Source organism: Sporosarcina sp. P37 (assembly GCF_002109365.1).
GTDB lineage: Bacteria > Bacillota > Bacilli > Bacillales_A > Planococcaceae > Sporosarcina.
This window is the reverse complement of record NZ_CP015349.1, coordinates 268,414-289,907: the sequence shown is the minus strand read 5'-3', so window position 1 is coordinate 289,907 and position 21,494 is coordinate 268,414. Positions and strand designations below refer to the sequence as shown.

Sequence of the window (21,494 nt, the reverse complement as noted above, 5' to 3'; positions counted from 1 at the left end):
AGACCGCTGCCGCAGCGGTCTTTTTTCATTGTCTGCCTACTAAAATCACAAAATACACCGCCATCGCAAGTAAACCGAGCGGCACACCGACACGCGCCCATTCACCGCTTCGGATATTGAGCTTGCCTGCCGCGATGATATTCGGGATATTCCCGGGAATTAGCATCCCGCCGCTGATCAGCAATCCAAGCAGCAGCGCTTGAATGGTGGGCTCATCCATCGAGGGACTGATTTCCGCCGCGGCAAGCGTCGCATTGTCCAGTACAGCTGAGATCATATTAATCCAGTACAATGTCAGCGGATGGAGATCGAGCAAATACAGGCTAATCAGCGGTTCGAACCCTGCACCGAGAAGTGTCAAGGCGAAGACAAAGACATAGACTTTCACGCCGCGCACGAAGATGCTTATGTACGATTCTGCCGCTTGTCCGGATGAACGCGGAAGCGAGCGGCTGCGCGGACGAATGAGGAAAATAGCGAGAAGGCCGAACACGAAAACACCCGCGGCGATATCAGAGCCCAGTAAATTCATCAGATAATAAAAGTCTTCACCGAGTTTATTCGTCGCAATCGTAGAAAGCGGCTCTCCGATTGGCGTCAGCACAGCTCCCATCCCGATTGCGTAACACGCCAATACGACAAAACGAATTTCTGATTGCCGGTCCATCTGCAGAACGGAAACAATCGCAACAAGCACAAGTGCCGCAATAATTGCAGTGATGATGCTGGAGATCAATCCGAGAACTATAATAATCAGCGCAAGAAACAGACGGAACGGAATGATGCGGCTTCCCGACAGCACTGCTTTTTCAAATGGCATGCGCAGCCAGCGAAATATAATTCCTGCGCCGACAACTGCAAGTGTAATGTGCAAAGGGTCATGCAATGCCTGCAACCACAGCTCTGAATTCAGCAGACCGCTGACAAATGCCGCAGCACACCCCATAACAAATAAAAATATCTCCAGATTACGTTCGATGCGCGGCACCGTAAACGGCAGCAATAACACCAACCCTAAAATAATGAGCAGTCCAGTAACCATACGACACTCCTTTCGGTAATGTTTCTTCTACACTGTATGCAAAGGGCCGATTCATCTTGCATATAGTGTGAATAGAATAGAAAAAAGAGGAGGGACACGCAGTGGATGTAACGGATATTGTACTGATCCCAGTAATTATTGGGTTAATTGAGGTGCTGAAAGTTTATGGACTGCCTAAAAAGCTGATGCCGATCTTTGCGCTGCTATTCGGTATCGGAGGCGGAATCTTCTATTTGTTTCCGCACGACTGGAAGTCCGGGGTGCTCAGCGGAATCATTATGGGGCTGTCGGCCAGCGGGTTGTATTCGGGCGGAAAAACGATTGTCAAAAAACCTCCATGTGATGAGAAGGATGATGAAGCGCAGTGAGTGCTGCAGGGTCCCCCTTTCTGCTTCAGAGCGGGGGTATTTGTGTAAAGGAGAATCGTATGTATTCCGCGCGTTGCTGAGTATTTGTTACATGGAGTATGTCGGTTCTTTGCTTTGTATTATTCTATCTAATTATCTATGAAATCGACGAAATGCGGGCGAAACGAATCGCTGCTTCATTATCAATGAAAGTACTACTTACCTGTGATTTCGGTTACATATAAGCTCGCATGCAGAATCATTCATTCCCCAGGAAATGAATATAGCGCCAAAGGAAATGCCTTTTGCAGCAGCTGTTCAATGAGGTGCAAAACCAAATCGACCACTTCTTTTATACGGCATAAGACACCAGGCAGACCGACATAACAGCGGCTGTCTTGTATCTTTGTTATAATATTAAGGAATAAAATAACTGCAATGCTGGGATTGGATAAGTATTGAGACGGTTTCTGTATAAAATGCAGTACGGGGGGAATGCCTATGAAGCAAATAACTGCACTTCTGTCTTTTTTATTGTTGGCAATTTTATTTATAAGCGGGTGTAATACAAGAAGTGCGGATGAAGATGTATTTATATTTAAAGGATCATACGTCGGAGACAACAGTGCGGTGGGGAACATTGTAAACCACCTGAGGTTTGCGGGCCATTTCAAAGAATTTGAACTTAAGACAAAAGAAGAACCGTATGGCATTGTATTGAATTATGATGAAGCGGAAACAGAACAACACAATAAAGAGACGGCTATTTATAACGCCACATTTTTATTTGCGCTGATTCAGAATGCTGACTGGATCATCTGTAACTTTGATGGTGAAGAGTACAAAATAACAAAAGAAGATCTGCAAAGCTGGTACGGAGAAGATTTCAGCGCATTTGAAAGTGAAGACGAACTAAAAACATTCATACAAAAACATTTGGATGATAAAGATAAATTGAACCAGATATTCGTTTAATGTGCGCCGCTATTACAGAAGAATGCGTCGGATACACGGTCAAAGGGAGATTAGACGAAGCAATTTAGAGGAGAAAGGAAAGTTGAATATGAAGAGTGCAACACCATTTTTAATGTTTCAGGACGGTACAGCAGAAGAATTTATGAACGTTTACACATCGCTTATAGAGGATTCAGAAATTAAACATATTACAAAATACGGAGCTGAAGGTCCCGGAGAAGAAGGTACAGTTATGCAGGCTGTATTTACGTTAAAAGGACAGGAATTCATGTGTATAGACAGTCATGTGAAACATGAGTTTACTTTTACTCCGTCATTTTCCATCTACCTTACCTGTGACACCGAAGAAGAAATAGACAGGCTTTATAATAAAATGATGGAAAACGGCACAGCGCTTATGCCTATAAATAACTATGGATTCAGTAAAAAATTTGGATGGCTGAATGATCATTTCGGTGTATCCTGGCAGTTGAATTTGCCTGAGTGACTAGGTGGCATTATCTGATCAGATCCAGACATATCATAATCACGCAAGACAATAACGACATCAGATATCAGGCATAGGACCTACCCTCACTGTAAGGAATATATTCTGCAGCTATAGCGACAGCTGGGCGTAAAATAGGCCGTTTAATAAAAGAAGACCGTCAAAGTGATGGTCTTCTTTTATTGTCCGAATCATTCAAAAAATTTTACGGTATAATTTGAAATATATACTTCAATTAATATTTTCTTACTATTTAGTATCAATAAAAATAATATCTGGTACTATAATAGGTATTATTATAATATTTTAACTAGTTGAAAGTGAGTATTTAGACTGAATGTGAGAGGAAGCTGTGAATGGAAAATGTAGATAAAGATACATTTTATAACTCCATGTTTGAGAATAATCCTGATATTGTACTTTATTTAAATAGTGATAATCTAATAGATCATGCAAATAAGAATTTGGAAATACTGATCGGTTATTCAGTTGAAGAAGTTTTGAACACACCGCTAACCGGCTATTTCCTGACTGACGAACGGATAAATTATCAGGAAAACCTCACAAAAGTTCTTGACGGAAAAACAAAGAGCATGGAATCTTTTCTAGTTCATAGAAACGGAAAGAGTATACCGATTCATATTACCCTTATTCCCGCGATTATAGAGGGAAATGTAACCGGTGTGTTTGGAATTGTGAAAGATCAAGCGGAAGCCAGGAAAATTGAAAATCAATTGCTGGAGTCCGAGGAGAAATTCAGGGGTATTGTGGAAGAAGCTTTGGCAGGTGTGTTTATTTTACTGGATGGGAATCTCTTGTACGGTAATCCATACTATCATCAGCTTCTCGGAACTAAGTATCCTGACACCGGTTTCAGTGTGTTCCATTATGTTCATCCTGAAGATCTAAGTGAACTGCAATCTGACTTCGATTGGCTGCAAGGTAAAGAGGAAGGTCTGACACATTATACTCGCGTTTTGCGTGAGAATGGATCTGTCATAAAAGTCGAATTACATTCCAAAATGATCCATATAGACAAGGGACCGATCATTTTAGGTACAGCCATTGATATTACCGAGAGAGAAAAATCTTGGGAGCAAATTAATTATCTTGCCTACTATGACCAATTAACTGAACTGCCAAATCGAAAATCTTTTGAAGAAAACCTAGAAAAAGAATTACTGATAGCCGAAACGTTGGATCAAAGACTGGCTATTGTGTATCTGGATTTGGACCGATTTAAATATACAAATAATACACTTGGCCATCGTGTCGGAGATGAGTTACTGAAAGCAATTGCCAAACGCTTAACGGCAGTACTTGGGGATGAACACCAACTGTACAGGATGAGCGGTGACGAGTTTGCAATCATTTCTCCCGACTGCAAAACCAGCAATAGAGTAATTGAAACAGTAAACCAAATTATCAGTTCAATGGAAGAAGAATTTACCATAGACCCATACCGGCTTTTTATGACGGCGAGCTTCGGGATCAGTATGTTTCCGACTGATGGGAAGGATTCAATCTCTCTCATGAAAAATGCGGATATAGCCTTGCACCACGCAGAGCGGAAGGGGAAAAGCACCTTTAAAATATATTCTTCTACTATGGATATCAGGAAATTCAGAGCCTTTAAGTTAGGGGCAGACATTCGGCAAGCGCTTGAAGAGAATCAGCTGGAATATTACTTTCAGCCAAAGGTCAGTACAAAAAATTACGAAATTGTCGGCGCTGAAGCGTTAATTAGATGGAATCACCCGGAATGGGGAATTCTGTCTCCAGACGAATTCATCCCGATCATAGAAGAACAAGGATTGACAGCTGAAGTAGGCCGTGAAATGAATAAGAGGGCAGCTCAACAAATGAAGAAGTGGCAAGAAATGGGTTTGCCGTCCATTCCTCTTTCAGTGAACTTATCGGCAAAACAATTTATGGATAAAAGTCTTGTTGAGGACTTCCAGGAGATTTTGACGGATGCCCAGCTTGGATCTGAATTTATCGAAATAGAAATTGTTGAGACTTCGATGTTAGAAAATGAGAAGATTGTGCTGTCAACTTTAAGTGACTTGATCAGCACAGGAGTAACTATCTCCTTGGATGATTTCGGGACAGGTTATTCCTCACTGTCTTCTTTAACCAAGTTTAATAAATACATCCATACATTGAAAATTGACCGTTCTTTTGTAGCTGACTTAAGCACCGATGATGAAAATGAAACGAATCTTATTACTCAGGCTATAATTACACTTGCCGAAAGCCTGAACATGAGCGTTGTAGCGGAAGGCGTAGAAACATATGAGCAATATCATATTCTAAAACAAATGGGATGTAAGATTATTCAGGGCTATTTATTCTCAAAGCCTGTACCCGCTGATGAATTTGAAGAATTATTAAGGATGAAGACTATTAATATACCAAATGAGCATACATCAGAAAATGAAGTGTTCGAAGAAAAAAGAAAATTTTTCCGGGTTCCTCTTCATTACCCGCTAAGCGGTTCAATGACTCTCACACGCATCAATGGCCGTGCGGTGGATGTAGGCAAAACAGCAGTATTAATCGAAAATATCGGAATGGGCGGCCTTCGCTTTTTAACGGATTTAAAGCTCACAGTAAATCCCAATATCATTCTGAAATTTGAGACGTATATATTCGGAGAAACAATTACGCTGCTTGGCTCAATTGTATGGATGAATGAAATTAAACCGGATATTTATCAATATGGTTTGGAATTCACCATTAATGAAAGTGAACGGGCAATGATTACCCTTGTTTTACACAAATTGGCTATAGAACTTCGAAGGAATTCTTTAGTCCCTGACTGTAGTTTTGAAACCGGGAATCGTTATACTTTTATTAAAAAATTACGCGGCTGATTAATTGTGTCATACTTTTTTAAGCGAGTTCAGTCATGATAGGTGCGGATCACCATTAAGCGGACGCGCAGTTGTCTGCAGCAGGTAACAAGGTTCCCGGACAGGTTCAGCAGCTGCAAAAAGACAGCGCTGCGACAAGACGATTTTAATCAGATGAATAAAGTGAGGTTTTATGGATGTTTAAGGTGGCTGTCATTTTCATTTTAGCTGGCTTAGCTGAAATTGGCGGAGGTTATCTTATTTGGCAATGGCTGAGGGAGGGGAAATCCGCTGTTTTAGGACTGTTAGGGGGAATCGCCTTAATTTTATACGGTGTAATCGTCACCTTCCAAATGTTCCCGTCATTTGGAAGGGTGTACGCTGCCTACGGAGGGGTTTTTGTTTTTCTGTCCGTATTATGGGGATGGGGTATTGATAAAAAAACGCCAGATGTGTACGACTTTCTAGGTGCAGCAATCTGTCTGATCGGTGTTTCAGTAATCCTATTTGCGCCGCGCCAATAAGATCGCTGATTGGTGTGAAAAGCATCTGCCCGAAACGGCGCTCGACGGAGTACGATTAAGATTCAGAGAGCAGTTAAAGAAATTATCAAACGGCAGAGTCTTAACTGAATGAACTGCAAATTAAAAAAATGGTCCCGTATATACATAAAATGCATAAACAAGCAAAGACCTGACTGACGGTTTTTCGCTTGTTTATGCATTTTTTCATTAACTATTTTTTGTAAGAAAATTCACGCTTAACGGAAGAGTTTTATCATTTTATAAGCAGTACTTCAACGAATAATAGTACGTGTTTTTATGTTATACTGACAAACAAACTAAGCAGTTTGGAGAGGGACGTATCATGATACGATTTGATAATGATTATACAGAAGGAGCACATGAACGCATTTTACAACGATTGATCGAGACGAACGAAGAACAGACGGCCGGATATGGAACAGATGAACACTGCGAAGTTGCCCGTGAATATATCCGCAGAGAGTGCGGAGCTGAAGATGCAGATATACATTTCCTAGTAGGCGGGACTCAAACGAACACTACGATTATCGCGTCAATATTGCGTCCCCATCAAGGCGCAATATCTGCAGTCAGCGGACATATCGCATCGCATGAAACGGGAGCCATTGAAGCTGCGGGACATAAAGTGCTGACTTTGCCGAGTGAAGACGGTAAAATTAGTGCGGCGCAAGTGAAAGATTTATATGACGCGCATTTTACTGATGATTCCCAAGTGCATATGGTGCAGCCAGGTTTAGTTTACATTTCTAACCCTACTGAATTTGGTACCACGTATAATAAAGCTGAATTAGAAGCCTTACGTGACGTTTGCAGGGAATGTAAGCTGCCGTTAATCATGGACGGCGCCAGACTGGGCTACGGGTTAGCTTCTGCCGATAATAATCTGACGTTAGCGGACTATGCCAGATTATGTGATGTGTTTTATATTGGCGGTACGAAAATAGGTGCCATGTTTGGTGAGGCAGTCGTGATCATAAACGAATCATTAAAGAAAGATTTTCGATACTTTATCAAACAGCGCGGCGGTTTGCTGGCTAAAGGCAGATTATTAGGGATACAATTTGAAACCCTATTTGAAGATGGTTTGTATTACGAAGTTTCAAAACACGCTGTGGAAATGGCTTCGATTATTCGGGAGGCATTTATTGAGAATGGATTTACATTGCGTTATGATTCTCCGACAAATCAACAATTCCCGATTTTACCTGATTATGTCGTGACAGAATTAAGTAAAAAGTATTCCTTCACCCATTGGGAAAAATTTGACGCGACCCACAGTACGATTAGAATCTGTACTAGCTGGGCTACAAAAAGAGAGCATGTAGACATGCTGATAAATGATTTACATCATATATGCGTTACTTCATCATAACGCCAATATACAATGAAAAAATATCTGTGTAAGAACAATTACATGTTCTTCACAGGTGTTTTTTATTATATGTTCATATATGAAACATCTTCCGTTTAAGAACAGCAAACGTCATGGATATGATCTGGAGAATAAAACATCTGATGCTTAAGGACATGAAGAATTGAGCATATGTTGAAACGATTTCCAATCTCGCACGTATATGTAGCAAGGAATAAAATCTTGAATGCGGAAAAGAGTGTTGTTTATGTGGAATTTGCTGATATTTTCATTACTTGCGGGTGTTGTCGCCAGTGTTATTCTGGTTCCAATCCTTTCTGTAACTGCAAAAAAAGAATCCTTGTCTTTTAACCGCTGGACTGCTTTGGTGATGATCACAGCGATTAGCACAATTGGTGTCTTTATCTTTTATTACGTAACGAATCTAGATCGTAATTGGACCTCACTTTGGGCATTGCTGCTCGTTGCCGCAATTGCAGGCGCAGTTGTTTCGACAGGTATCGAACGCAAAGTGAAAATGATCGTATCGCTGGCCGCACTGATGATTGGTGCATATGTGTTAAGTGCACCGCTATTCAACGCGAATAAAAAGTATGACATAGTGGAAATGTCCCAAAAAGTAGAGATTACTGCATTTGACGAAACGAAAACACCGGCCAGTGTACCTCCGAAATTTGCGCGAAATAAAATGAAAAAGGCTTTTGGTCAGGTGCCCAATACGAGCTATTATGAGCTGGGTCATTTACAGATTCAAAGAGTAAATAATCAATTTGTGTATATTGCCCCTGTTGAATTTTCAGGTTTTTTTAAATGGTTTAATGGAAAAACGACACCGGGTTATTTTACGATGAGCGCAACAGATTCAGCGGATAATCCGAAATTTATCCAATCGGAAATGGCCTACACACCATCATCTTTTTTCCATAAAAAAGTGGACCGTAAAATGCGGATGGAAATGCCGGATTTAATATTTTATGGAGACGTACAATTGGAAGTCGATGATGAAGGAAAGCCGCATTATATTCGCACATACGGTGAATTCATATCTGCGCGGAACGGGTTCAATGCTAAAGGAATTGTGATGCTGGATCCTGAAACGGGTGCAACGAAAAAGTTTGCGCTGCAGGATATTCCTGAATTTATTAATGGAGCGGTTTCCCCTGAAGCAGTAAGCCTTCAAAATAGTTATTTTGGAAATTATATTCATGGTTTCTGGAATTCACTAGTCGGGAAAAAAGATGTGAAGATTCCTTCAGATGAAGGTACGGAAGCAAATGTCAGCCCTATTTTTGATGCGGATGGACATATGTATTACTTCACTGATTTCACTAGCCCCAAAGAAGGCGTTGATTCAATGCTTGGCTATTCATTAACAGATGGGCGGACTGGGAAAGCAACGTATTATACGGGAAATCTGGAAGAATCATATATGGATTCCCAAGGGGCTCTTCAGATCATTGAAAAGAAGTTTATAGAAAAGAAATGGAGCGGAGAAATGCCGGTTCTGTACAACTTTTATGGTGAAGCCAGCTGGTTAACGCCGGTACTTGATTCGAATGGATTTCTGCAAAACTACTTCATCGTATCCGCTGCAAATCCTGAGATCTCTGTATTTGCAAATTCACCGAATGAAGCGTTGAAATTGTATAAAACGGCACTTCAACGGGGCGGCAGTACAGTTGATGGAAGTTCCGGTGCAGAAGAAGCGAAGGCAAATATTACAGTTACACGCGTATTCAAAGAACGGGTCGGTGATTTCACGCTAGTCTCTATCCTGGCAGAAGATGGCCGCAATTTCCTGGTATCATCAGAACTAGAGCCGCTGTCAATTTATATTGAAGCAGGCGATCAGCTGTCTATAACGTATTTAGAAACGGGAGAACTGTTCCTGCCTGTAAAAATAGTAAAAAATAATAGTATGAAATAAGTAAAATAACCTGGCATCGCATTTGCGTTGTCAGGTTATTTTTATGAAGGTATATGTTTACACTTTGAGTCCTGCAATTTCCTCATCAGTTAAATAGCGCCAGTGACTGCGCTCCAGCGAACCAAGTTGAATGTTTTTGATCCGGACTCTTTGCAGGCGCGTGACGGTATATTGATATCGTCTGCACATTCTGCGGATTTGCCGGTTCAATCCTTGTGAAAGCGTCATACGGAATGAGTATTCATCCAGCTGAATGACACGGCAAGGATTGGTTCTCGTATAGTCTTTCTTTTTCGGGTTATAAATATCTACGCCGCTTGATAAATTTGTAATAAATTCATCTGTGATGATTCTGTCGACAGTTACGATATACTCTTTTTCCTGATTGTTTTCCACTCTCATTAATGCGTTTACAATACTTCCGTCATTTGTTAATAAAATGAGGCCTTCTGTTTCTTTATCCAGACGCCCTACTGGAAAGATGCGTTCCGGATAGGATACAAAGTCTAAAATATTATCCGAAACAGCAGGAGATGCTGTACAAATAATTCCACGCGGTTTATTCAGCATAATATAAACTGTTTCAACAGTATGTGTGATTCTATGACCGTCAACTTCGACCTGGTCATCATCTTGAACAAAATAAACATGAGACGCAACTATTCCGTTTACCAGAACTTTTTCAGCAGTAATATACCGCTCTGCCTGTCTTCTGGAACAGAATCTTGAAGAACTAATGTATTGATTCAACCTCAATATTTCCGCCCCTTGTCTGTCTGCCGCTTCATTTTCTTTAATTATAGCACGAGTACCTATACGCAATATGCATCCATTTGAATTCAGCCGCTGTATGAAATCTGCTTGTCCTTGATTTCTTATGGAATTATTCATAACGACGACATGAATCCCGAAAATGTTTGGTATAATCATAAGAAGGAAGTATGTGGAAGATAAAAGGTATGATTTAACTGGGCTTGACTTTTAAGATGATAACAAGTGAGGGCAGTTTACCGAAAGGCCTCAGAAAGCAAAAGTTCAAGTCGATTAAAAACTGATCGATCAGCAAATAAAAAATTCTCCTCAACATAAAGTTTGAGGAGAATAAATTCTTCAGGTAATTTTATTATTGTTTTAAGAAATCTATTTCTATTTCATTTCTTCGCGGTTCACGTTTGAATAAATACTTGCCATTCCTGACGGACATTAGTACTTCCGATCGCTCGCGAATTGCTTCATACGCGTCTTGTGCATCCAGCACGATAAAATTAGCCGGTTTTCCTGCTTCAATACCATACTCATCAGTAACCCTCATAATATTTGCGCCGTGATAAGTGATAAGATTGAACGCCTTATTAATTTCATCAATATGTGTATAATGTGCTAAATGAATTCCATTGTCTAAAATATTCATCATATTTCCATTGCCTAACGGATACCAGTAATCAGCAATTGAATCTTGAGCAAATGCGACGTTATTTCCGTTTTCCAACAACTCTTTTACCCTGGTTAAGCCGCGGCGTTTAGGATAACTGTCGCCGCGTCCTTGCAGATGTGCATTTTCAGTTGGGCAAGAAATAAAGTTAATCTGTGATTCTTTAAATAACCCCAACATTTTATTGGCATAACTGTTATCTACTGAACCGAAGCTGCATGTATGACTGGCTGTTGTATATTTCCCATAATTCTTCTCCATAACGAGCGCATTGAGCACTTCCAAAAATCGGCTATTAGGGTCATCATTCTCGTCGCAGTGAATATCGATCATCACATTATTTTTTATTGCCATATCAACAATTCTTTTCAATGATTCAACACCATGTTCATATGAAATTTCAAAGTGGGGGATTCCACCTACTACGTCAGCACCCATTTCAAGTGCTTCTTCCATTAAACGTTCGGCGCCTTTGTATCTGAAGAAACCTTCTTGAGGAAATGCTACAAGCTGTAATGTAACAATATCTTTTAATTCCTCGCGCAGTTTAACTAAAGCCTTCATCCCTGTTAAATTAGGGTCAGTAATATCTACATGTGTACGGATAAATTGAACGCCTTTACTTAATTCTTTTTGAATTCCTTTAATTGCACGCTCGCGCACCATTTCTTCAGTCAGTGATTTCTTATTATCACTCCAGCGCTGTATACCTTCAAATAATGTACCTGAAACGTTCGCATTTCCTTCTCCAAGGCCTGAGAAAATATAGTCTAAATGTAAATGCGGATCAACGTAAGGAGGCAGCACTAAACGGCCTTGTAAATCAATTACTTCATCTGCTCCATGTAAGTCGTTGCCAATTTCTTTAAACTGGCCATTTTCCACTAAAAATTCACGGGATTCCGAATCCCCATATATAGTCGCATTAATAAACTTTTTCATAGTATCCATAACTCCTTTGTCAATTCTGCTATACTGCCCGGTTACATGATCCAGTATAACAGTTGTGAAAGATAAACCAAAAATCTTACCCTTCGCATAACATAATACATCTGCACAGAAGCGAAGTAGTTGAAGATCATTATGTCAAAGCGCGGAAGAGTCATTATAAAAACGAGAGGGGGCAAGTTTATGAGAAAGTTCTTTTACTATTTTGGATGGACGATCGTTTTGGGAATTATAATTTATGCAAGTGCCCAATACCAGATGGTGTTGAAACAAGAATATATGAAAAACTATAATCCATCATCCTTTGTATTATTTTCAGCAATATTTCCTATTCTGATTGGTATACTGCTCAGGTTGCCAAAACTTATACAGGAAATCAAAGTAAGTAAACAATGGACCTTTAATTGGGCAAAATTCATAGGGGCAGGGCTGCCGTCTCTTTGTATTTTAGCATTGCCTGTCTTTGTACTTTCGCCGTTCGGAGTAAATTTTTTGCCGCTTTTGCCGGAGTTGATGTATGCGGGGAATTCAACAATCCAAACGATAGCTGGTTTGGTATTTGGATTTATCTTTTTAGACAGTGTAAAGATTGCATGATAGTGAGCCGTCCTCAATCGGTTAGGGAGGACGGCTTATTAAGTGATTTGCAAAGTATGAATATACCCTTAACCAAACTATTTCTATTACAATGTGTATTTGAATACGCTTACATTTTATTATTCAAATTATGGTATAGTGTACATAATAAGCGGCAGCTGCCAACCAATGAAGAACAGTATGGGGGTAATGATATGAATCAATTACTTAGAAAAGCTATTCTTGAGCCGAATGAATTCAATCTTTCCACTAAAACTGCTTGGAAACAATATCATGAGATAGGATCACTTACTGACGGATCAGTAAGAAAGGAAATTTCTGATTCTTGGGAAAACTCGAAGTCCATTGGTGTTAACCCATTTCAAACTTCCATTGAAGAAATTTTGACACATCATGAACTGGAGAATTGTTTGCTGCAAAATGAACAATTACTATCGTTTGCCACTCCACGTGCAGAAAGTCTATTGGATATACTGCATGAATCGGAAACGATGCTATCCTTTACTGATTTTAACGGCACAATATTACAATCATTTGGTCATCGAAAAACATTGAAACGTGCGGAACTGCTCAATATTTTTACCGGCGGTACGTGGACTGAACAATCTGCCGGTACGAATGCTGTAGGTGTCGCATTAAAAACCAAAAGTCCTGCCCAAGTGCTTTTCTCTGAACACTTTTGTAAGAAAAATCATGAATGGTATTGTGCAGCCGCCCCTATGATTGCACCCTTCACAAGGGAAGTGTTGGGCGTTGTCAATATTGCAGGTTCCAATCCTCATATTCATCCGCATACATTGAGATTAATTATATCGGAAGCGCACAATCTGTCTAATACGATCATTAACCAAGTATATGAAAGCATTTTACATGACAATCTTTCCCTTACAAATTCAATGGAAGATTCGCAAGATGCAGTTTTAATAGTCGACAGCAAGAAAAACATAGTACAAAGAAACGCTGTTGCAAATAACCACTCTTATATTTCCGATATCCTGCATACTCAATTCCTGGAAGGATTAGATGAACTTGTACATTATGCGATGCTCAGCGGGAAGGCGGTTATAAGAGAAGTAATACAGGATCAGCGGCTAAAACAATTGTATCAATGTTCAGTACAACCCGTCTTATTTCAAAATATATATTTAGGCGCTATCATTTTTTTGAAAGCTGGTAATTCAGCAACTCATGCTAAAAAGCAACACAGTCTAACATTTGATGAAAAGAAACAAACGGACCCGTTTCAAAAGATGATCGGGTCATCTGATTCCTTTTCATATGTTCAGAAGCAGGCGAAAAAGGCAGCGGCAATTGATGCGACAATTTTTCTTGCTGGGGAAACAGGTACCGGAAAAGAAGTATTTGCCCAAGCCATTCACCAGGCAAGCAATAGAAAAGACAAACCATTCATCGCTATTAACTGTGGTGCAGTGCCGCGCAATCTGTTAGAAAGTGAACTTTCTGGATATGAAGCCGGCGCATTCACCGGCGCCCGTGCTAAAGGAAGTCCGGGGAAGTTTGAAATGGCTCAGGGCGGAACCATTTTCCTCGATGAAATTGGTGACATGCCGTTGGATCTCCAAGTCCATTTGTTGCGGATTCTTGAAGAACGCGAAGTGACCAGAATCGGCAGTTCAAAAGCTATTCCAATTGATGTGAGAATTATTGCGGCTACACATCGCAATCTGTCAGAAGCTGTGTCAGATGGACATTTTCGTGAAGATCTGCTGTATCGTTTAAAAGTTATTCAATTAACTGTTCCGCCGCTTCGTGATAGGGCTGAAGATATATCAGCGTTAGCGTCTCATTTTGTTAAGGAGTTAGCTGGTGAATTTGGAAAGCAGCTCATGCACATTTCTCCTGCGTTCATAACATGCCTCCTTGAATACCATTGGCCCGGTAATGTCCGTGAGTTAAAAAATGTTATCCAACAAGCTTTATTTAATGCAGATGGAAATATCTTAACGCCGTCTCATTTGCCACCTGAGATGACCAGAAACACACAATTAACAGAAAAAGAGCAACTTCAAGAAGCTTTACGAGCCGATAATGGAGTGGTCGCTCACGCAGCAAAGCGTATGGGTATATCACGTGCTACCATGTATCGAAAAATGAAACAATATAATGTGGTTGCCCATTAATACAGCCCTGAACTAACCCATGGTTTAGTTCAGGGCTTTTTTTGATACACTGAGACACTTCTCTGTCTTAATGAGACACTTTATTCAAGTGGAGAAACCTACAGAATATTGTCAAGTGCCTAATTAATATGATGGATTCAAGGCTTTTTACTATATCTGAACTTATTTGGCACGCTTCTTGCATTTATTATAGATGAACCTCAAGTAACGAAATGAATAGAGAACTTGGGTAATTCTGGCGAAAGCAGGTGATGCGAAGTTATGCAAAAGTTTGATGTAACGGTAATTGGCGCAGGGCCCGGCGGTTATGTAGCGGCAATCCGTGCAGCGCAGTCAGGTAAAAAGGTAGCGCTGATTGAGAAAAATAAACTGGGCGGCACTTGTCTGAATGTCGGATGTATACCGTCCAAGGCGCTTCTGCAACATAGTGAAGTGATTCAAACTATCAATCAAGCGAATGAGTGGGGTATTACCACAGGCGAGGTATCAATTGATTTCCCGAAATTAATGAAACGGAAAGATCAAGTGGTAACGGCGTTAGTACAAGGTATACAGTATTTGGTTAAGAAAAACGAAATTACTTTGTTTCATGGCACTGCTTCGGTCAATCAAGAACAGATCATCACGGTAAATGAGCAACAGCTGCAAACAGAAAACTTAATCGTCTCTACAGGAAGCAGACCTTTTGTTCCACCCATCCCCGGTCTGGAACAAGTCGATTATCTGACAACGGACACGTTTTTTGATATTCAGAAATTGCCTGCTTCACTGGTAATTATAGGAGGCGGTGTGATTGCGATTGAACTCGCTTTTGCTATGGCGCCGCTTGGTACAAAGGTAACTGTAATCGAAGCAGCAGATGACATTTTAATGACTGAAGATGCGGATGCCCGAAAGATTATAAGACAGCGCTTGCAAGAACTGCATGTGGATGTCTTAACCAATGCAAAGATCGAACACATCACAAAAGAATACGTGTTAGTGAAAGACAAGCGCTACCCATTTGATCATTTACTTGTGGCAACTGGCAGAACCCCTACTCTTGATGCAGTTACAGAATTGAAACTTGACTTAAAAGAAGGCTATATTTCTGTCAATGAACGCTATGAAACGAGCGTCAAAAATGTATACGCAATCGGAGATGTAATTGGCGGCTATCAACTCGCTCACGCGGCCAGCGCTGAAGGATTGACAGCTATTTTAGCCATTTTAGAAGAGGACGTTCATCCGTTAGATCAATCTGCTATCCCGCGCTGTGTTTACACGCAGCCCGAAATCGCTTCGTTCGGGTTAAATGAAAAAGACGCAGCAGCAAAAGGATACCAAGTCAGAACTTCATTTTCCCCTCTTTCTGCAAACGGCAGAGCACTCGCAATGGGTGAGACGGAGGGATTTATTAAGATCATTGCGGAGGAAACGTATGGAGAAATTCTCGGTGCAGTGATCGTTGCGTCGAATGCAACAGAATTGATTCATGAAGCAGCGGTGTTGAAGCATGCGGAAGGAACGATGCACGAATTGGCAAATTTCGTACACGCTCACCCAACTGTTTCAGAAGCAATCGGTGAAAGCGCGAACGCATTTTTCGGACGGGCTATTCATCAATAAAATTTATAGAGGGAGGAATTTTTATGGTTCAGCAAAAAACATTGTGGATTTACCAGAAGATGAATGAAATTCGATTTTTCGAAGAGGAAGTACATCGTACATTTGGAAAAGGGCTTATTCCTGGATTCGTTCACTTATACGCAGGAGAAGAAGCTGTCGCTACTGGTGTAATGGCACTTCTTGACGACGACGATTATATTACGAGTACCCATCGCGGTCACGGGCATGCGATTGCAAAAGGCTGTGACATTAAAGGTATGATGGCTGAAATTATGGGTAAACGGGATGGACTTGGCGGAGGAAAAGGCGGATCGATGCACGTTGCTGATGTAGACAAAGGCATGCTTGGTGCGAATGGAATTGTCGGCGGCGGCTTTGGTTTAGCAGCTGGTGCCGCATTGACTATTAAAACACTTGGACAAGACCATGTAGCCGTTTGTTTCTTTGGTGACGGCGCATCCAACGAAGGAACATTCCATGAAGGACTTAATTTAGCTTCTATTTTAGACTTACCTGTTATTTTCGTTTGTGAAAATAATCAATTTGGGGAAGGTACACCTTTCCGTTATGCATCTGCTTCAGAAACGGTTGCTGAAAGAGCACCTGCCTACAATATGCCCGGCATTCGTGTAGACGGTATGGATGTGGAAGCGGTATATGAAGCTACTAAAAAAGCAATTGAACGTGCAAAATCCGGTGAAGGCCCTACTTTAATCGAATGCGATACGTATAGACATTACGGACATTTTGAAGGGGATGAACAGAAATATAAAACAGATGATGACCCAAACAAAGATCGTGATCCGATCACAGAATTCCGCGAAAAAGCTATTAAAAATAAATGGATGACAGAGAAACAAGCCGATGAAATTGAAGAGAATGCCAAGAAAACAATCGATGAGGCAGTAGCGTTCGCAGAGAAAAGTCCGCTTCCGGATATCTCTACTTTGTATACGGATATTTTTGCATAAGAAAAGGGGGAACTTACGATGACGGAAAGAAAACTTACATTCATGACAGCAATTAACGAGGCGATGGCACAGTCTATGCGCAATGATGAAAAAGTAATTTTAATTGGAACAGATGTAGCAGGCGGTGCTGAAGTGGATCACTTAGTTCAAGATGACGGAAGATATGACGATGCATTCGGCGGCGTGTTTGGATTATCGAGAGGTCTGGTAACAGAGTTTGGACGGGAACGTGTAATTGATACACCGATTGCAGAGCACGGGTATTTCAGTGCAGCTGTCGGTGCAGCTGCAACTGGCTTGCGTCCAATTGCGGAATTAATGTTCAACGACTTTGTAGGTTTCGCGCTGGATCCTATTTTGAACCAGGGAGCGAAAATGCGCTATATGTTTGGCGGCAAAGCAAAAATACCGCTTACTGTACGAACAGTTCACGGAGCCGGAGCAGGGGCGGCGGCACAACACTCACAAACATTGTATGGCCTATTCGGTGCCATTCCGGGTGTAAAGGTCGTAGTGCCTTCCAACCCGTATGATGCAAAAGGTCTTATGCTAGCGGCGATTGAAGATGATAATCTAGTGGTCTTTTCAGAAGATAAGATGCTGTATGGAATGAAAGGTGATGTTCCTGAAGAATATTACACCGTTGAAATTGGTAAAGCGAAAGTGGTGCGTGAAGGAAGTGATCTTACCATTGTCGCCATTGGGAAAATGGTTCAAGTCGCGGAAGAAACAGCAGACCGCTTAAGCAGTGACGGGGTAAAAGTGGAGGTAATTGATTTACGCACCATCTCGCCGTGGGATCAGGAAACTGTCATAGAGTCAGTTAAAAAGACAGGACGCCTCATCGTAATTGATGAATCGAATCCACATAATAACACCGCGACCGATGTGGCGTCCGTTGTAGCTGATAAAGCATTTGATTACTTAGATGGACCTATTAAAACAGTATGTGCGCCTAACACACCGGTGCCTTTTGCAGCCAATTTAGAAAAAGCATATATTCCAGATGCGGACAAAGTATTACGTGTAGCTGAAGAAATTATCTCAGATTTAAAGTAATTGAGACGATCCAGGAGGTGAATACTAATGAGCGAAACAATTGTAATGCCAAAGTTAGGTATGACGATGACAGAAGGCACTATCACGGAATGGTATAAAGAAGTGGGTGATTCAGTTACGAAAGGTGAACCGGTGCTGATGATCAGTTCAGAGAAACTAAATCAAGACGTGGAAGCTCCGTGTTCAGGTGTTTTACTGGAACAACTCGGTGATGTGGAAGATGAACTGAAAGTTGGGGAGGCACTTGCAATAATTGGAGAAGAAGATGAAAAAGCTTCTGCAGCAGACAAACAGGATACGAATGCCGTCAGCGTAGAAGTTACAGAATACGAAAAGCCCGGCTCTTCAGCAAAGCAACCTTCAATGAACGCAAAAACGGAACAAACGTCCCGTGAACGAATTTTTATTACACCGCTTGCCAGACGAATGGCAAAGGATCAGGCGATTGATATTGAAACAATAAAAGGTTCTGGCGGAAACGGCAGAATTACTAAACGCGATATTGAGCGGGTGCTGGCCAGTGGCTCGTTCAAGAATACACAGCAGCCAAAAGAATCTTTACCACCACAAACAGTATCTGGCACATCTATCGGCGAAGGGCTACCACCTATGAGAAAAGCCATCGCGCGCAATATGCGGGAAAGTTTAGCACAATCTGCGCAGCTTACGTTACATCGTAAAGTTGACGCGGATCAGCTGATCGAATTCCAGCAAACATTGCGAAATAAAGTAAGTGCCAGCCATCCAGACATAAAACTAAGCATAACTGTTTTATTGGCAAGGGCAGCCGTATTAGCACTGCAGGAAGTGCAATCGATGAACTCCAAATATCATAATGGGCAATTAACAGTGTATAACGAAGTTCACTTGGGAATCGCAACGTCACTAGACGATGGCTTACTCGTCCCTGTCATTAAAAATGCACAGCAAAAAACTATTGGGACGCTTGCCGATGAAATGAAGAAGATTACAGAAAAAGCACGAAGCGGTGAAGCAGGTTCAGACTTACTTTCAGGTTCGACATTCACTATCACAAACTTAGGTGCAAGTGGAATTGAATATTTCACGCCGATCTTAAATCCAACTGAAACAGGTATTTTAGGTATTGGATCTCTCCAAGAGGAGCTGGCACTTACGAATGAGGGAACCGTTACTGCGTGCAAGAAGATTCCACTCAGCATAACATTCGATCATCAAATCGTGGACGGTGCTACGGCGGCAGAGTTCTTATCTGCTTTAGCAAAATATATCGAGTCTCCTTACCTTTTAGTTTTATAATACCGGCCGCAGGAAGTAATTCTTCCTGCGGATTTTTTGTCTACTTAAATGAAATAAAGATATACTGCAGGTTTGATGCGCTGCTAAAAAATGTATAGAGGCTACGGAGAAGGCTATGGAGAAAGCAACTCAAAAGGCAGAGGAAGAGAAGAATAGAACGGCTCAAAGTCTCTTAGCAATGGGAGTAGAAGTTGAGAAAATTGCTGTGGCTGCAAAACTTGATAAACAGGTTGTTCTTGATTCCAGGAAGACAGGCACTGTGAATGAAAAGTGAAAAGTACCTGTACAAGAAACAAACGTGAATGTGTAAACAAACACGAAAGTTTTCTGCACGGGTACTTTTTTTACTGAAAGGAAGTGATGGGTGTTGGCAGGGGCTATTAAACTGGTTGTAGCGGGTGTAGTGCTCTTTTTGTTCTTTATTGCTTTGCGAAAAGATATAAAAAATCTTACGGAAGATCAACGCAAGCGTCCATTCTTATTTATTTGGGAGTTGCTTCCTATTATTGGACTCTCAGGACTTTGCAGATTTTCATTTACAGTTCTTCCTAGTTCACGGAAATTTTTTAAATGTCCCAATGTTACCTATAGCTTCTAATGAGTAACGCAATATAAGCTCATCATGACCTTCAAATAGGATTGAGTACCCAAGAAAGGCAAAAGACTGGCCACACCTAGCTAGTCTTTTGTTGCTATCCTATTTATTATAACTGCAAACAACTTCTGCCACTGCTTTTGCTGCAACAAGTAGGGCATCTTCATCAATATCCCATTTCGGATGGTGGTTAAAATATGCTTTTTCTGCGCCTTTCGGTTTGCTGCCAATAAAGAAGAAGCAAGCCGGGAATTTTTCTGCGTAGTATGCAAAATCTTCTGATCCCGAGAAACGTGGAAATTCAACGATCTTATGAATTTCTGGTTCACTCGAATTTTCAATGGTCTTTACAACATCGGCTGTGATTTCAGGATCGTTGTAAAGTGGGGGATAATCCGGAACGTACTCCAGTTCGCATGTAACGCCGAATTCTTCTTCAATGCCCTTTACGATTCGATGTACTTCGTTGTCGATCAATTTCTGTGTAGCCGAGGTCATATAACGTACATCACCTTCAATTGCAATAGAATCTTTGATGATGTTAAATTGCCCTTTACCATCGAAGGATCCAATGGTTATCACGCCCATGTCAAACGGATTCAATCGACGGCTGATCACGGTTTGAACGGCTGTCACGAAATGCGCACCCGCTACAATCGCATCATTTGCTAGATGAGGAAACGATCCATGCCCACCGACACCTTGTATTTTTAATTTGAAAAAGGAACGGCCTGCCATTGTATAGCCGCTGCAGTAACCCACATCTCCAGCAGGATTTGTTGGAAAAAGATGAATGCCATATACCGCATCCAGGTCGTCAAGAAGTCCGGATTCAACCATACTTTTGGCGCCACCAGGCGGTACTTCTTCCGCGTGCTGATGAATTATTTTATAAGTCCCAGACAACTTTGATTGCAGTTGAATCAAACAATCCGCCAGAACGAGTAAATACGCTGTATGTCCATCATGTCCACAAGCATGCATAACGCCTTCATTTTTTGATTTGAATGGTACATCTGTTTCCTCATGGATGGGGAGTGCGTCAAAGTCCGCACGAAGACCAATTGTTTTACCGGGGCGTTCACCTTTGATCGTAGCGATGATCCCGTAGCCATTCCCAACATTTGTTTGAATGTCAACATCTTTTCCTTTGTAAAAATCGATGATATATTGCGCTGTCTTTTCCTCTTCAAAGGATAACTCAGGATGTTCGTGCAAATAACGCCGGATTTGAATCATTTCTTCTTTTCTATCCTCAAGCATTTTCATGAGTTGTTCTTTCATTATAAATCGCCCCTTCGTTTATAAGGTTCAC

The 21,494-nt window shown here is 41.1% G+C and carries 18 protein-coding genes; 14 read left to right on the top strand and 4 right to left on the bottom strand.

What is annotated here, in order from left to right; all coding sequences use genetic code 11:
* Window positions 1-25: 25 nt before the first annotated feature.
* On the bottom strand, window positions 26-1,042 hold the full coding sequence (locus SporoP37_RS01555; protein WP_081242040.1) for a DUF1646 family protein: 1,017 nt from the start codon (window positions 1,040-1,042) through the stop codon (window positions 26-28).
* A 101-nt stretch (window positions 1,043-1,143) separates the two neighbouring features.
* On the opposite strand from SporoP37_RS01555, the gene SporoP37_RS01550 reads away from it, so the two are divergent.
* The 7 genes from SporoP37_RS01550 to SporoP37_RS01520 all read left to right on the top strand — a co-directional run bounded on the left by SporoP37_RS01550 (window position 1,144) and on the right by SporoP37_RS01520 (window position 9,550).
* Window positions 1,144-1,410 carry a hypothetical protein gene (locus tag SporoP37_RS01550; protein ID WP_081242039.1) on the top strand — a complete coding sequence of 89 codons (267 nt, stop codon included), beginning with the start codon at window positions 1,144-1,146 and terminating at the stop codon, window positions 1,408-1,410.
* 480 nt (window positions 1,411-1,890) lie between these two features.
* Entirely contained in the window at window positions 1,891-2,364 is a 474-nt protein-coding gene (locus SporoP37_RS01545) for a DUF4825 domain-containing protein (protein WP_081242038.1), read from the top strand.
* Between the two features lie 88 nt (window positions 2,365-2,452).
* The gene (locus tag SporoP37_RS01540; RefSeq protein WP_085431620.1) at window positions 2,453-2,851 is read left to right on the top strand and encodes a VOC family protein; all 399 of its coding nucleotides are present in this window, start codon (window positions 2,453-2,455) and stop codon (window positions 2,849-2,851) included.
* A 356-nt stretch (window positions 2,852-3,207) separates the two neighbouring features.
* Window positions 3,208-5,727: an EAL domain-containing protein gene (locus tag SporoP37_RS01535; protein ID WP_085430040.1), complete on the top strand. Its 2,520-nt coding sequence runs from the start codon at window positions 3,208-3,210 to the stop codon at window positions 5,725-5,727.
* Window positions 5,728-5,903: 176 nt separating this feature from the next.
* Window positions 5,904-6,230, top strand: a complete 327-nt coding sequence (locus tag SporoP37_RS01530) for a YnfA family protein (protein WP_081242036.1) — start codon at window positions 5,904-5,906, stop codon at window positions 6,228-6,230.
* A gap of 343 nt (window positions 6,231-6,573) precedes the next feature.
* A complete protein-coding gene (locus tag SporoP37_RS01525) occupies window positions 6,574-7,623 on the top strand; it encodes a threonine aldolase family protein (protein ID WP_081242035.1) in 1,050 nt (349 codons plus the stop codon).
* A 247-nt stretch (window positions 7,624-7,870) separates the two neighbouring features.
* Complete coding sequence (locus SporoP37_RS01520) at window positions 7,871-9,550, top strand: sulfite exporter TauE/SafE family protein (RefSeq protein WP_081242034.1); 1,680 nt, start codon at window positions 7,871-7,873, stop codon at window positions 9,548-9,550.
* 57 nt (window positions 9,551-9,607) lie between these two features.
* Here SporoP37_RS01520 and SporoP37_RS01515 read toward each other — a convergent pair whose 3' ends face one another.
* Window positions 9,608-10,306, bottom strand: a complete 699-nt coding sequence (locus tag SporoP37_RS01515) for a pseudouridine synthase (RefSeq protein ID WP_085431618.1) — start codon at window positions 10,304-10,306, stop codon at window positions 9,608-9,610.
* Between the two features lie 367 nt (window positions 10,307-10,673).
* Window positions 10,674-11,924, bottom strand: coding sequence for an amidohydrolase family protein (locus SporoP37_RS01510; protein ID WP_085430039.1), 1,251 nt, complete (start codon window positions 11,922-11,924; stop codon window positions 10,674-10,676).
* A gap of 189 nt (window positions 11,925-12,113) precedes the next feature.
* Here SporoP37_RS01510 and SporoP37_RS01505 point away from each other — a divergent pair, with 189 nt between their 5' ends.
* From SporoP37_RS01505 to SporoP37_RS16790, 7 genes are all read left to right on the top strand, one after another.
* Window positions 12,114-12,527, top strand: coding sequence for a hypothetical protein (locus tag SporoP37_RS01505; protein ID WP_085430038.1), 414 nt, complete (start codon window positions 12,114-12,116; stop codon window positions 12,525-12,527).
* Window positions 12,528-12,721: 194 nt separating this feature from the next.
* Entirely contained in the window at window positions 12,722-14,668 is a 1,947-nt protein-coding gene (locus tag SporoP37_RS01500) for a sigma-54-dependent Fis family transcriptional regulator (protein ID WP_085430037.1), read from the top strand.
* Window positions 14,669-14,929: 261 nt separating this feature from the next.
* Window positions 14,930-16,276 carry a dihydrolipoyl dehydrogenase gene (gene lpdA, locus SporoP37_RS01495; RefSeq protein ID WP_081242030.1) on the top strand — a complete coding sequence of 449 codons (1,347 nt, stop codon included), beginning with the start codon at window positions 14,930-14,932 and terminating at the stop codon, window positions 16,274-16,276.
* A 23-nt stretch (window positions 16,277-16,299) separates the two neighbouring features.
* Window positions 16,300-17,247, top strand: coding sequence for a thiamine pyrophosphate-dependent dehydrogenase E1 component subunit alpha (locus tag SporoP37_RS01490; protein ID WP_085430036.1), 948 nt, complete (start codon window positions 16,300-16,302; stop codon window positions 17,245-17,247).
* A gap of 18 nt (window positions 17,248-17,265) precedes the next feature.
* Complete coding sequence (locus SporoP37_RS01485; protein WP_081242028.1) at window positions 17,266-18,306, top strand: alpha-ketoacid dehydrogenase subunit beta; 1,041 nt, start codon at window positions 17,266-17,268, stop codon at window positions 18,304-18,306.
* A gap of 27 nt (window positions 18,307-18,333) precedes the next feature.
* Window positions 18,334-19,584, top strand: a complete 1,251-nt coding sequence (locus SporoP37_RS01480) for a dihydrolipoamide acetyltransferase family protein (RefSeq protein WP_085430035.1) — start codon at window positions 18,334-18,336, stop codon at window positions 19,582-19,584.
* 115 nt (window positions 19,585-19,699) lie between these two features.
* Window positions 19,700-19,858: a hypothetical protein gene (locus SporoP37_RS16790; RefSeq protein WP_155961284.1), complete on the top strand. Its 159-nt coding sequence runs from the start codon at window positions 19,700-19,702 to the stop codon at window positions 19,856-19,858.
* A gap of 423 nt (window positions 19,859-20,281) precedes the next feature.
* Here SporoP37_RS16790 and SporoP37_RS01470 read toward each other — a convergent pair whose 3' ends face one another.
* Window positions 20,282-21,463: an amidohydrolase gene (locus tag SporoP37_RS01470; protein ID WP_085430034.1), complete on the bottom strand. Its 1,182-nt coding sequence runs from the start codon at window positions 21,461-21,463 to the stop codon at window positions 20,282-20,284.
* Between the last annotated feature and the right edge of the window lie 31 nt (window positions 21,464-21,494).